General features: G+C 44.1%; 13 protein-coding genes. 5 read left to right on the forward strand and 8 right to left on the reverse strand.

Going from position 1 to position 12,252, the window contains the following annotated elements; all coding sequences use genetic code 11:
* Position 1: 1 nt before the first annotated feature.
* The gene (bdhA, locus tag NX903_RS02905) at positions 2-1,042 is read right to left on the reverse strand and encodes a (R,R)-butanediol dehydrogenase (RefSeq protein WP_086343528.1); all 1,041 of its coding nucleotides are present in this window, start codon (positions 1,040-1,042) and stop codon (positions 2-4) included.
* Positions 1,043-1,479: 437 nt separating this feature from the next.
* Between bdhA and walM the strand changes: the two genes are divergently transcribed.
* Positions 1,480-1,851 carry a cell wall metabolism protein WalM gene (gene walM, locus NX903_RS02910; RefSeq protein ID WP_003234013.1) on the forward strand — a complete coding sequence of 124 codons (372 nt, stop codon included), beginning with the start codon at positions 1,480-1,482 and terminating at the stop codon, positions 1,849-1,851.
* A gap of 65 nt (positions 1,852-1,916) precedes the next feature.
* A complete protein-coding gene (locus NX903_RS02915; RefSeq protein WP_086343529.1) occupies positions 1,917-2,963 on the forward strand; it encodes a PD40 domain-containing protein in 1,047 nt (348 codons plus the stop codon).
* A 33-nt stretch (positions 2,964-2,996) separates the two neighbouring features.
* Here NX903_RS02915 and NX903_RS02920 read toward each other — a convergent pair whose 3' ends face one another.
* The 7 genes from NX903_RS02920 to NX903_RS02950 all read right to left on the reverse strand — a co-directional run bounded on the left by NX903_RS02920 (position 2,997) and on the right by NX903_RS02950 (position 8,980).
* Positions 2,997-3,155 (reverse strand): hypothetical protein, encoded by a 159-nt coding sequence (locus NX903_RS02920; RefSeq protein WP_003243985.1) that lies wholly within the window; start codon positions 3,153-3,155, stop codon positions 2,997-2,999.
* A 189-nt stretch (positions 3,156-3,344) separates the two neighbouring features.
* Positions 3,345-3,554 carry a cold-shock protein gene (locus tag NX903_RS02925; protein WP_003234008.1) on the reverse strand — a complete coding sequence of 70 codons (210 nt, stop codon included), beginning with the start codon at positions 3,552-3,554 and terminating at the stop codon, positions 3,345-3,347.
* Between the two features lie 82 nt (positions 3,555-3,636).
* A complete protein-coding gene (locus tag NX903_RS02930; protein WP_086343530.1) occupies positions 3,637-4,452 on the reverse strand; it encodes an alpha/beta fold hydrolase in 816 nt (271 codons plus the stop codon).
* Positions 4,453-4,464: 12 nt separating this feature from the next.
* Positions 4,465-5,454, reverse strand: coding sequence for a DUF4003 domain-containing protein (locus NX903_RS02935; RefSeq protein ID WP_086344576.1), 990 nt, complete (start codon positions 5,452-5,454; stop codon positions 4,465-4,467).
* Between the two features lie 98 nt (positions 5,455-5,552).
* The gene (gene cotA / locus NX903_RS02940; protein WP_014479048.1) at positions 5,553-7,094 is read right to left on the reverse strand and encodes an outer spore coat copper-dependent laccase CotA; all 1,542 of its coding nucleotides are present in this window, start codon (positions 7,092-7,094) and stop codon (positions 5,553-5,555) included.
* Between the two features lie 151 nt (positions 7,095-7,245).
* Entirely contained in the window at positions 7,246-8,655 is a 1,410-nt protein-coding gene (gene gabP, locus NX903_RS02945) for a GABA permease (protein ID WP_003233998.1), read from the reverse strand.
* Between the two features lie 37 nt (positions 8,656-8,692).
* Entirely contained in the window at positions 8,693-8,980 is a 288-nt protein-coding gene (locus tag NX903_RS02950) for a hypothetical protein (protein ID WP_032678949.1), read from the reverse strand.
* Between the two features lie 73 nt (positions 8,981-9,053).
* Here NX903_RS02950 and mneS point away from each other — a divergent pair, with 73 nt between their 5' ends.
* From mneS to NX903_RS02965, 3 genes are all read left to right on the forward strand, one after another.
* Positions 9,054-9,926, forward strand: coding sequence for a manganese transporter MneS (mneS, locus tag NX903_RS02955; RefSeq protein WP_015382984.1), 873 nt, complete (start codon positions 9,054-9,056; stop codon positions 9,924-9,926).
* Positions 9,927-10,076: 150 nt separating this feature from the next.
* A complete protein-coding gene (locus NX903_RS02960) occupies positions 10,077-11,039 on the forward strand; it encodes an AAA family ATPase (protein WP_069837334.1) in 963 nt (320 codons plus the stop codon).
* Positions 11,039-12,235 carry a DUF58 domain-containing protein gene (locus tag NX903_RS02965; RefSeq protein WP_086343531.1) on the forward strand — a complete coding sequence of 399 codons (1,197 nt, stop codon included), beginning with the start codon at positions 11,039-11,041 and terminating at the stop codon, positions 12,233-12,235. The genes NX903_RS02960 and NX903_RS02965 overlap by 1 nt, the downstream gene beginning before the upstream one ends.
* Positions 12,236-12,252: the final 17 nt, after the last annotated feature.

The raw sequence follows: 12,252 nt of genomic DNA on the forward strand, positions 1-12,252 counted from the left end.
ATTAGTTAGGTCTGACAAGGATTTTGACTTGGCTTTTCTCTTTAATAAGAGCCCCGAAGCCTTCCTCGATCAAATCATCTAGTACGATTTTTTTCGTTACGAGTTTGTCGGCTGAGAAATAGCCTTCTTTCATTAATGACAGTACAGCCGGGAAGATGTCGCGGTATCCGATAATTCCTTTTACTGAACGTTCTTTGATCACGATATCGTTCGGATGGATTTCAGCACCTTTTTCCCAAATACTGACGATGACGGTTTCACCGGCAATTGTAGTGGACTGGATGGCTTGTCGTAACACCACTGGGACACCAGTGACTTCGAATGCTACGTCAACACCGCCTCCTGTACGTTCTGCAATCTCAGCGACTACATCGTCTGTTTTAGACGGATCAACGATGATCGCGCCAAGCTCCTCAGCTTTTTGCTGGCGTTCAGGAGAAAGCTCAACAGCGTAAATATCGGTTGCACCGGCAGCCTTCAGCGCTTCAATGACAAGAAGACCGATCGGGCCGCAGCCGAATACAGCCGCTTTGTCGCCTGCTTTGAGTTTGCTTGAGCGGACAGCGTATAGAGCAACTGCAGAAGGTTCAACGAGTGCGCCTTGTTCATATGATAATTCATCAGGAAGTTTGAACAAAAGCTCTTCATCTACAGAGACGTATTCAGAGAAACCGCCGCCTCCGCCGGCTAAGCCGAGGAATCCCATTTGTTCATCAAGGTTGTAGGCGCCTTGGTGGCCGTGTGTAGCAAAAATCGGCTCGACTACGACGCGGTCTCCAACTTTATAATTTTCAACGCCTTCTCCGACTTCGACAACTTCACCGGAGAATTCATGCCCCATTGTGACAGGTGCCGTTTCATTTGTTAATGGGTGCGGTTTGTCAACCGGAATAAAGATCGGGCCGCCCAGATATTCGTGTAAATCACTTCCGCAGATGCCGCACCATTTGACTTTGATCTTTACTTTTCCCGGCTCCGTTTTTGGCTCTTCGATATGTTCAATACGGATATCCTTTTGGTTATGCCATCTTGCTGCCTTCATGGATTACCACTCCTATAACTTTTGATGTGAGTAATTCCGCACCGGTCAATATGAACTGTTCACAAAATCGCCATTTTTAAAACCAAAAAAGAAATGAAATTTTTATATAATATAATCTACGTTTTTTTGAAAAAAGAAACTTTGAAGAAAAAAGGGTCTCGCACACTCTTTTTTCTTTATATGAGAGTATCAATCGTTTACATAGCTATGAATTTGGTTTGAACAATACGGTAATGGTTCGTTCATATTGAATGCGACAACTACTCTATCAATAATTATAACGCTAATACTGCTATTATAATAGGATAATCTTCCATGGTTTATTTTAGCAGAGGTAACTTTTTTGACTTTGTAACATTACTGTAAGGATATTGAAATAAAAAATAGCTGGTTGATCGTGTATAATCTTCCTAGATGTTAACAAACAGGGGGACGAAATGTTGAAGAAAGTCATTTTAGCCGCTTTTATCTTAGTAGGAAGTACTTTGGGAGCTTTTAGTTTTTCATCAGATGCCAGTGCGAAACATGTGAACGGAAATATTACTTGGTATAATGGAGTCGGGAAAAAAGGCTCTTCAGGTAAGAAACTTGGACATTGGGATTGTGCGACCAAAATCGGATTTGATGTTCCTAGAAACGGGACAAAAATCAGAGCTTATGCAAAAGCGAAGCCTAAAAAGGTGATTACGGTTTATAAAAATGATGTTGGCAGAATGCCTAATGCAGTGCTGGATGTTAGCCCTAAAGCGTTTAAAGCGCTTGGATATCCATTAAGCAAAGGTAAAGTAGCTGGGCATTACAGCTATTAATGTACATATATAATCTGGAAAGCAAGAAGTCACATTCTTGCTTTTTCTATTGGTGGAGATAAAAGATGAAAAAAAGAATCATATTATTGTTAGCAGTGATAATAGCGGCAGCTGCCGCGGGGGTTGCGTTTTATGTTACAAAGGATAAAGGCCATGAGAAGGCTGCTGATGTTTCAGTCAATACCGAAAGCGGTGATGAGCTGCTGGTTTCAATTACAGATACGGATCTGCTGACAAAGTATTATGAAAATGACAAGGTGATCCATGAGGAGAAGCTGACCAGCTATCCGGCATTTGCCTTGGATCAAAAACAGCAGGTGCTCTATTATACGGGCAATAATGAACAGAATGAAATGAGGCTTTTTAAATTGGATCTGAAGTCTCATAAAAAAACGATGCTTTATAAAGGCGCGGAGAGTGCGGACAGTTTATTTTTATCAAAGGACCGTTCAACCATCTATTTCCGCTTAGGAAAAGCGGACGAAAGCAATTTTCGGATCGCCGCTTTTGATCTGAAGACGAAAAAGTATAAAAATCTTTATCCTGCCGCTAATGATCAGGATGACACCGTCAGCAGCTTCTTTTATAACCAAAAAAACGATTCATTTGCATTGCTTCATTATTCTGTAGAAGAAGACTACAAGAAAACAGATGAAGCAAACGAAAAGGGCATCGACCCAGAACCGACAACGATTCATTTTGCGGAAGGCCGCCAACATAAATTTAATGAGCTGAAAAGCCTAAACCAATTTATCAGCGATATTGCTGTTTCTGATGATGATAAACGTATTTTATTCACATCATATACGCAAAAAGGAACGGAGCAAACCGCTTCTATTCAAATGCTCAATGCGGATACGAAAAAATATGAAAGCATCATCTCAAATCAAAAATCATTTAAGCTGTTAATTGACGCACAGCCTCAGTTCTCTAAGGATGGAAAGAACATTTATTTTCTTGCCGAAGCCAAGGGGGCTAAAAAACTGAAGGATGAAACAGGGCGTGAAGCTAAGGTGCGGACGATTTATTCCTATAGCCTTGAAAATAAGACCTTCAAAAAAGTATGGAAAAATCCGAACGGCATCATCAACAGCTTTTCTGTGATTAACTAATAAAAACCACTCGGCATAAGCTGAGTGGCTTTTTTAATGGATGAGGTGCAGGGCTAATGATCCGAGCCATTTAAAGATATGAATCAGAGGTACCGACAAAAACAGAAGTTCAACATACGAGTTCATTGCAACATTCAGCTTTTTGAACGCAGCTCTTTTTTTCAAGTCTTTTTGCTGCTGGTTTGAGATCACGTTATCACTCCTCTTATATCCATATTATACCATTAAAACAGACAAAAAAGCCCTAAACGTTTACAGTTTTGGGCTTCTTTCTTCGTATTTGGCCTCTTGCAATGAGAGGCTTTTATTCTGAAATATAGAATTTTGTCTCCGTTCGGGGTTTGTTTGCTTGCAGGAGACTGCATTTGTTATAGGGAAGAACTAGCTTGTTTTCGTTTGGCTGTTGTTTTGGAGATTCACTAATGAACGGATGCCGTCGACCATTTTACTTCCGCACAAAGGGCACAATGGCGTATCACTGCTGGCGAAGTTTTTTCGGGTCCAGCCATTACAGTCTTCTTTTGTGCATTCCCAAGTACTCACATCTTCTTTTGGCAGCGGTTCTTGATTTCGTTTGTTATAGTAAGACATAAAGTCACTTCTTCCCTCATGTATTTTACTGCACATTTCTTATTGTCTCATACTTTTCCCTAATCTCCTAATTCCTTTTTCTTTATGACTTTCCAATAACCCCATCTAAAAAGGAGAGGAGTGTGCTGTTAAAAGCATCTGGCTCTTCTAAAAACGGGCAATGGCTGCTTTTAGAAAAGGTAACGAGTGTCGCGTTTGGAATATTGCTGCGCAAGTGTTCTCCAGCTGCTGTAGAGAAAAATTTCTTGTCTTCCCCGAAGCACAGCAATGTCGGCACATTGATGTTTTGGAGGGTGCTCCGGTAATCAGCGGCCGTTTGGTTAAATAAAATCGTGCTAGAAATGGCAGCCGGCTGTTTGAGGATTTCTGCCAGCATCCATTCTGTTTCGGTCTCGGCAGGCGGTTCTGCGAACATATTCTGGATGAAGCTTTCGTAGAAAGGCAGCGGGTCAGTTTGAATGGCGTGCATCGCTGTTTTTAAGCCGTTAAAATCAAATGGACCGTGTTCCCAGCCCTCCCATTGATAGTCGGAAGCGGATTGATCGATGATCACAGCGGCTTGAATGTTATCATTCCCAAATTGATTGAGATAATCCCATACGACAAAAGCGCCCATTGACCAGCTGGCAAGAACGACATGATCAAGCTCCATTACATTTAGAAATTCCCTTATGTCACGGGCATATTGGGAAATGGTGTGGCCGTGAAGCACTTTGTCAGATTCGCCGTGTCCTCTAAGATCAAGACGAATACATTGATAATTGGCAGAAAGCGCCGAAAATTGTTTGTGGAAAAATTGTCCGCTCATCAGCACCCCATGTATAAACAGGATCGGCGTCCCGCTCCCGTGTGTTTCATAGTAAAGGCGTGTCTGATCTTCTAATGTGATGTATGGCATGTTTCTCCTCCTTTAGTTTCCATCATGAGTATGGCTGGCTGCTGTTGAGCTGATGATGGCAGCTGTCGCGGCTGCCTGCTGCGCTTGAATGACTGTTTCGATAGAGGTGTATAGTCCTGATTCCATCAGCAGATTTTTCTCCATATGCTCACTGAGATAGAGGCTGACAGCAATTTTAAAATTCATTTCCTTTTGCCGTTTAAAAGCTTTTTCCTGGTTTAATTCGTCAGTGATGCACAAAACGGTTTTGATATCTGGCTCTTCCAGAAATGTGAGGAGAGCAAGGTCTGGATAATGATAATCCTTTGGTTTTTTGACAGATTCAGTGATCGATTGATATATCTGTTTGCAAGCGGAAACAAGCATTTCGGGCTCTTTTTCACTTTGCAAGGCCAGAATATGGCTGACCTGATGTAAGTACTGTCCTTTTTTAAAGCCGTTGGCTGCCAGCAGCTGATAGCATGTTTCCGCCTTCTGTAGCGCCTGCAAACCTTCTCCGTTTTCTCCAAGCAGTACGGCAAGCGGAACATTCTGAGTTGAAGTGAGGAAATAATGATTTTTCTTCATCTGCTGATAAACTGCTAGCCCCATGTTCATCTGTTCTTTTTGGTTTGTCGTTTCAGATTTGCCGGTGAGCAAGATTAGAGCGGAAAGGTATGTGAACATATCCCGCTTGTATCCTAGCTTCACCATTTCATTGTATACATCGATAAAAGTATGAAATGTTTGTTTTGCCTCATGCTGAAAATGAATGTCCAGAATAGATGCAATAGTAAAGCGGTGGTGTGAATTGAGTGTTGAGAAGCTGCCGATGTTTGATTTGATATAGCTGCTCAAATCATAAAAGCGCTGAAAATCAAACTCTCTTTTATTCACAATATATGCAGAAGAAATGAGCATTAATATCTGATCGTGTGAAACTTTCCATTTTAATTTTGGTTTTAATTCAGCATAAATGGAAATGTATTGCTTTATTTTTTCATGTAGGTTGTGTGTCAGCATAAAAAGCAGCTCCTTTTTGCTGTTTTTACGTAATACGATAAATAGGGCCAAAGGTTTCATAAAGAAAAAACTTGCCTGCTAGAGGCAAGTTTGTCGGGTTATTTATGGGGATCTGTTATATCCATCGGTCTCATCATGTCATAGTCTTCATGCTCCAGAATATGGCAATGCCATACGTATCGTCCGCTGTACGGACCGAATGTCGCCGCGATTCTCAGGACTTCACCTGCATGCGCTTGAATGGTGTCTTTCCAGCCCTTTTCACTTGGCGGCGGCGGGACAGCCGGACCGGTATAGGACAATTCCCCGCTTTCTTGATAACGGGCGATATCAAACGGCCGCCGGTCTAATACACGGAAGGAGACTAGATGCAGGTGAATCGGATGTGTTCCGCGTGTTGGGTTGATAATGGACCATATTTCAGTTGTGCCGACTTTTGGTGCTTCTGTGACGGGATCGTGCCAGCGTTTGTTATTAAGCAGAAGGACGGGTCTGCCGTATTCGTCCTGGGTGCCTGCCAGTTTTAACGTTCTGATGTTTTGTATTCTTTCATGCTGTACCGAAGGGTATGAGGCGAGGTACTTCGGCTTTCTGCTTTCGTCTTTTTGTGCCAATGGTTTTGTGACTCTGAATTGCATGATATTCGCATCTGTTTCAGGATTGACGTCACCGCCGCAGCCCGCGCTGTTTGCCAAAATGATCGATTCTCCTTCATACGCTGTGAAGTCAATGATGATATCATAACGTTCAGCAGGCGCAAGGCTGAAAGAATTCAGTTTAACAGATCGCGGCAGGAGCCCTCCATCTGAACCAATCTGAATAAACTCTCCGCCATTATCGAGTGACAGGTTATAGGTTCTTGTATTGGAGGCGTTGATGACACGGAATCGGTATTTCCTTGGCTCGACTTCCAAGTATGGCCATACCTTCCCGTTGACGAGTATGGTTTCTCCGCAAAAAGCCGGAACGATTGAGGGATTAGGCAGTGACGGAGAAGGGTTTTCCGGTGCGCTCGGATAAAACAAAGAACCGTCCTCATTGATCGTGCGGTCTGTGATAAGAAGCGGCACATCGTATTCGTCTGAAGGCAGTTTTAAGCGTTTTTCCTTTGGGTCATGAATGATATAAGCACCGACAAGTCCGGCATAGACATTTAGCCTGGTGAGCGCCATGGCGTGATCGTGATACCACAATATAGCCCCGCGCTGCTGGTTTGGATAATGATAAACCTCTCTTTTGAAATAAGGTCCTGTTTGTTCAAAGTCTTTGGAAAACCAAGCCTCGGGATACCCGTCACTGTCATCTGGCGTGACACCGCCGTGTAAATGAACAACAGTCTTTACCTCGGGCTCTTCATGCTGGCTGTCACTGTGATGAATGGTGTGATCAATCGGAAGGAAATGCGTGGAAGGTAGGTTATTCATCCATTTTACATATACGTTTTCATTTCTTTTAACCTCAATGGTCGGCCCCGGAAATAAGCCGTTGTAGCCCCACAGGCGGGTTGGGGGGAGATCGCGATGGAGCTGATGGGTGCATTCCTCCATGGTGACTTCGTAGTATGTTTTTTCTTTTGATTGCTGTACTGGCTTTAGTGTATCTGGGATTGGGAGAGCATCCACAAATTTTTCAAGTGTCATTTTCATCTGTCCTTATCTAAATTTTCCAAATTGGTATTATAGTTAATGACAATAAGGACGTGATGGTTACAAAAAATCTTCGTGCTGCAGACTGCCCGAGAAAGAAAATAACAAAATCCTAAACGGCTGGCCGTTTAGGATTTGATCAGCATTAAGGCAGGATATCGGGCTGCTGCTGTGTGACTGGGTTGGCAGCCGCTTTCTCGCTCACCTTGCGTTTTCTGAACACAAGGTAAGAAATCAGAACGATTCCCGTGATGACGCCTGTAAGCAGCAGCTCGTCTCTCATGGAATCAATAAACGCCATGGACACTAAAATTCCGCAAATGGCGATGATGGTCAAGTAGGTTAGGAAAGGGAAGAGCCACATTTTGATCTTCAATGCTTCTGGGTTTGTTTTTTCGAGTTTTTTCCGCATTTTCAGCTGGGAAACAGCGATGACAAGATAGACGAGTAAAGCGATTGCGCCTGATGAGTTGACTAAGAATAAAAAGACGGTATCCGGTGAAAAATAGTTCATTACGACCGCGATATAAGAGAAAAATGTCCCGGCCACAATGGCTTGTACGGGAACGCCTTTTTTGCTCAATTTCATAAAACGGCGCGGCGCTTCGTTTCTTTCTGCAAGAGAATACAGCATTCTGGATGTGGTGTACAAACCTGAATTCAGGCAAGAGAGTACGGCTGTGAGGACGATAAAATTCATAATCTGTGCGGCTGCGGGCACTCCTATATGCTCAAGTACAGCGACGAAAGGGCTTTCTAAAATATTTGCTGAATTCCATGGCAACAGCGCTACGACAATGGCGATTGAGCCCACGTAAAAGACGATGATGCGCCATACAACGGATCTGGTGGCTTTTGTCACAGATTCGATCGGGTTGGATGTTTCCCCTGCTGCAATGGCAACGATTTCAGTTCCCATAAAAGAGAAGATGACAACGACAATGCCGAGCAATACGGAGCTGATGCCCTCCGGGAAAAATCCGCCTTTGCCTGTAAGATTCGAAAAACCGACTGGCTCACTGCCCGGTGCAAAGCCAAAAATAAAGGCAAAACCAACGATTAGAAAAGCAATGATAGTCACAACTTTAATGAGGGAGAACCAATATTCAAACTCACCGAAAGACTTAACGGAGTAGACGTTTGTCAGGGTGAGCACAATGGTCAAGATCAAACTTGTCAGCCACAGCGGAATATCATGGAACCAGTATTGAATAATGCCAGCACCGGCAATGGCTTCGATCGCGATGACGATCACCCAGAAAAACCAGTACAGCCAGCCGATTGTAAATCCTGCCCACGGTCCGATGGCGTCGTGAGCGTATTGAGAAAACGATCCGCTCGTCGGGTTTACGGCAGACATCTCACCGAGCATTCTCATAATAAAAATCACCAATAATCCGGCTAACGCGTAAGAAACAACGGCACCCGGACCGGTCGAGTGAATCACTGAACCGCTGCCTACAAATAGGCCGGCTCCGATTACACCGGCAATCGAAATCATTGTCATATGGCGGGTCTTTAATTCCTTTTTTAATCCTGATTGAGATTGGTTCATAAGTTACCTCCTTTTAAAATGCAATCATTACTGAATATTATGATAATTGAAACTCTATCATAAATATACAGTTTGTCGAAAATTCATGTGAGAAAATATAACGTTTTATTTCAAATTTGTAGTGTTTTGTTTGCGCTTTCAGCGAATGTGTGGAAAAAATGTTTCGTTTTTTATTTGCTGTGTGATTTTGTGTACTATTTACAATTCGATAGAATGCGAGAAGCGCTGGTGTCATTGGATCTGATGGGCTTTTTGGCGGAGCAAATAAATTGGATGAGAGAAAAAGTGTTCCATCGTCACTATTTTTCTGTGGCGGGTGAATCATGTTTCTGTAGACCCACTGCGGATCAGCTTTGTAAGATAATAATAGGAAAATGTGAGCGGGGAGGAGGTTTTGTATGGAGAGATATGATGAACTGAAAAAGGGAGAATCCGGAGCGCTGGTCAGCATTGCCGCGTATCTAGTTCTTTCCGCAATTAAACTGATCATCGGTTATCTTTTTCACTCGGAAGCACTTACGGCAGACGGGTTAAATAACACAACTGACATTATTGCTTCTGTTGCTGTGCTGATTGGCCTGCGCATCTCTCAAAAGCCTCCTGACGAAGATCATCCATACGGCCACTTTCGAGCGGAAACGATTGCATCGCTTATCGCATCGTTTATTATGATGGTTGTCGGCCTGCAAGTGCTGTTCAGCGCCGGAGAATCTATTTTTTCTGCTAAACAAGAGACGCCGGATATGATTGCGGCTTGGACGGCAGCGGGCGGGGCAGTCCTGATGCTGATCGTTTACCGGTACAATAAAAGGCTGGCCAAAAAGGTGAAGAGCCAGGCGCTCCTTGCTGCGGCTGCTGATAATAAATCCGACGCATTCGTCAGTATCGGCACATTTATCGGCATTGTAGCTGCTCAATTCCATCTTGCTTGGATTGATACGGTCACTGCGTTTGTGATCGGTCTGCTTATTTGCAAGACCGCATGGGATATCTTTAAAGAGTCATCTCACTCTTTGACAGATGGATTCGACATAAAGGACATTTCCGCTTATAAACAGACAATCGAAAAAATCTCCGGTGTGAGCCGTTTAAAAGACATAAAAGCAAGATACTTGGGCAGTACGGTTCATGTTGATGTGGTGGTTGAGGTATCGGCAGATTTAAATATTACGGAAAGCCACGATATAGCCAATGAAATTGAGCGGAGAATGAAGGAGGAGCATGCGATTGATTATTCGCATGTTCATATGGAGCCTTTAGAACACAAATAATTGAGCTTCCTGCCACAGGAAGCTTTTTTGTGTGTTTTGGCCAGCTTTATTGGAAACAATTTGCTAGAATCGTTTTTTTATACAGATTGCTTTTTGTGGTAAAGTTAGGTTACATTATGATGAATTTTGTAGATGACTAGGAGGAAAAGAATGGCATATCAAGAAGACCTGCATCCTTTGCTGGGGAAAGCAGTTGAACATATTAATAGAGTAATGGTTGGAAAACGAGACATCGCCATACTCAGCTTAGCAGCCCTTCTTGCCAAAGGGCATGTGCTGCTTGAGGATGTACCCGGAGTCGGAAAAACGATGATGGTCCGCGCGCTGGCAAAGTCAATCGGCGCTGATTTCAAAAGAATCCAATTCACTCCGGATTTGCTGCCATCTGATGTAACAGGGGTATCTATCTATAATGCGAAAACGATGGAATTTGAATATCGTCCCGGCCCGATTATGGGAAATATCGTGCTGGCCGATGAAATCAACCGTACCTCTCCGAAGACACAGTCGGCTTTGCTCGAAGCGATGGAAGAGGGGAGCGTCACGGTAGATGGCCATACGATGCAGCTTGCCGATCCGTTTTTTGTGATGGCAACGCAAAACCCGGTCGAATATGAAGGAACCTATCCTTTGCCGGAAGCCCAGCTTGACCGGTTTTTATTCAAACTTCGGATGGGTTATCCGTCCTTTAATGAAGAGCTTGACGTCTTATCTCTTCAGGAAAAAAGCCATCCGATTGAGACGCTTGAGCCGATTATTGCAAAAGAAGACTTCATCCGTTTACAGCGGGAAGTGCAAAATGTCCGTGCTGATGACAGCATTAAGGAATATATCGTTGAAATCGTGCAGAAAACGAGACAGCATCCTTCTGTTCAATTAGGCGTCAGTCCGCGCGGCTCAATCGCCCTCATGAAAGCGGCACAGGCATACGCACTGCTGCATCATCGCGACTATGTCATACCGGATGATATTCAATATTTAGCTCCTTTCACGCTGCCGCACCGGATGATGCTTCATCCTGAGGCAAAATTTGAAGGGATTCAGGCAGAAGCGATCGTAAGGGAGATCATGTCAGCTGTGAAGGTGCCGGTTCAAAGGTCGTCGGTCCGCTGATGAATAAGAAATGGCAATGGCTCGTATATGGTTGGAAGCTGATTATATTAACTTTATTGACGGCTGCTGTTTTTTCTTATGCGATGTTTCAGGGCGGCTTTGTCAGCTGGTTTTTGTTTTACGCGTTTCTCCCTTTTGTCTTGTATGCCGGGCTGCTGGCCTTGTATCCGCTCCGTTCTTTTCAGGCTTCAAGGCAAATGGATAGAACACAATTGCATGCGGGGGACAGGCTGGGCGTAACTGTTACGCTGAGAAGAAAGCTGCCATTTCCGCTGATGTATATGGTGATTGAAGATTGCCTGCCAGAAGGTATCGAGTCATTAAATCGAGACGGAGCCGCGGCCAAACGGCTCGTTTTTCCTTGGTTTAAACGGAGCATGACGATGTCCTATGAATTAGCTCGGGTACCGCGCGGAGAGCATCACTTTCATTCTGTCAGGGTGCGAACCGGGGATGTTCTTGGCTTGATTGAAAAAACAGCATTTTTTGAGCTGGATGACACCCTGTTTGTTTATCCATCCTTTCAGCGTTTTTCCTATCAGGTGAATGAGAGGCATCAGGAAGACGGTGTAAGCGGTTCTTCTCCTATTCATCAGCACCATTCCTCAGTCGCAGCAAGTGTGCGGAATTATCAGCCGGGAGACCGGTTTGCTGCGTTAGATTGGAAGACCTCTGCACGGCGGAGCCAGCTGATGACGAAGGAATTTGAGCCTTCTCGCAGCAAAAATCTGTTTCTGCTGATGGACCGTTTTTCCTCAGACGCATTCGAAGAGGTCGTTTCAGTGACAGCTTCGATTCTTCATTCTGTTTTAAAAAACGGCGCGGGTGCTGGTCTGGCTTCCATCGGGAAGGAAAAAAACATTTTCCCTATTCAGGAAGGGGATCAGCATTTTAAGCACATGCTTCGGCATTTAGCCATCGCTCATTGTGATGCGGCAGACCCGATAAGCCGATATGCACGGGAAGAGCTGGGAAAGCCATCTGTTCGCCAAGCTGATCAAGTTGTTGTCACGGGACAGTTAACGGAAGATATGCTGCACCTCGCAGAAATAGGAGGCGGCCGGGTTACGGTGATACTGGCAAAAGAGAAAGATGCTGAGCTCTCTCAAGCTGAAAATGTCATGATTGAACGCATGATGAAACGCCAAATCAGAGTTCGGGTCATGAGGGGCGGGCGAGTTTCGCGTGTTGTTTAGAAAGAGAGGTGACTGGT

This window comes from Bacillus sp. FSL R5-0576 (assembly GCF_038004765.1).
Lineage (GTDB): Bacteria > Bacillota > Bacilli > Bacillales > Bacillaceae > Bacillus > Bacillus subtilis.

Coding starts and splice junctions, on each gene's coding strand:
- bdhA (WP_086343528.1), bottom strand. CDS start 1,042: ATGAAGGCAGCAAGATGGCATAACCAAAAGGATATCCGTATTGAACAT.
- NX903_RS02950 (WP_032678949.1), bottom strand. CDS start 8,980: ATGATTCACCCGCCACAGAAAAATAGTGACGATGGAACACTTTTTCTC.
- NX903_RS02925 (WP_003234008.1), bottom strand. CDS start 3,554: ATGTCTTACTATAACAAACGAAATCAAGAACCGCTGCCAAAAGAAGAT.
- mneS (WP_015382984.1), top strand. CDS start 9,054: ATGGAGAGATATGATGAACTGAAAAAGGGAGAATCCGGAGCGCTGGTC.
- NX903_RS02915 (WP_086343529.1), top strand. CDS start 1,917: ATGAAAAAAAGAATCATATTATTGTTAGCAGTGATAATAGCGGCAGCT.
- walM (WP_003234013.1), top strand. CDS start 1,480: ATGTTGAAGAAAGTCATTTTAGCCGCTTTTATCTTAGTAGGAAGTACT.
- gabP (WP_003233998.1), bottom strand. CDS start 8,655: ATGAACCAATCTCAATCAGGATTAAAAAAGGAATTAAAGACCCGCCAT.
- cotA (WP_014479048.1), bottom strand. CDS start 7,094: ATGACACTTGAAAAATTTGTGGATGCTCTCCCAATCCCAGATACACTA.
- NX903_RS02960 (WP_069837334.1), top strand. CDS start 10,077: ATGGCATATCAAGAAGACCTGCATCCTTTGCTGGGGAAAGCAGTTGAA.
- NX903_RS02935 (WP_086344576.1), bottom strand. CDS start 5,454: ATGCTGACACACAACCTACATGAAAAAATAAAGCAATACATTTCCATT.
- NX903_RS02965 (WP_086343531.1), top strand. CDS start 11,039: ATGAATAAGAAATGGCAATGGCTCGTATATGGTTGGAAGCTGATTATA.
- NX903_RS02930 (WP_086343530.1), bottom strand. CDS start 4,452: ATGCCATACATCACATTAGAAGATCAGACACGCCTTTACTATGAAACA.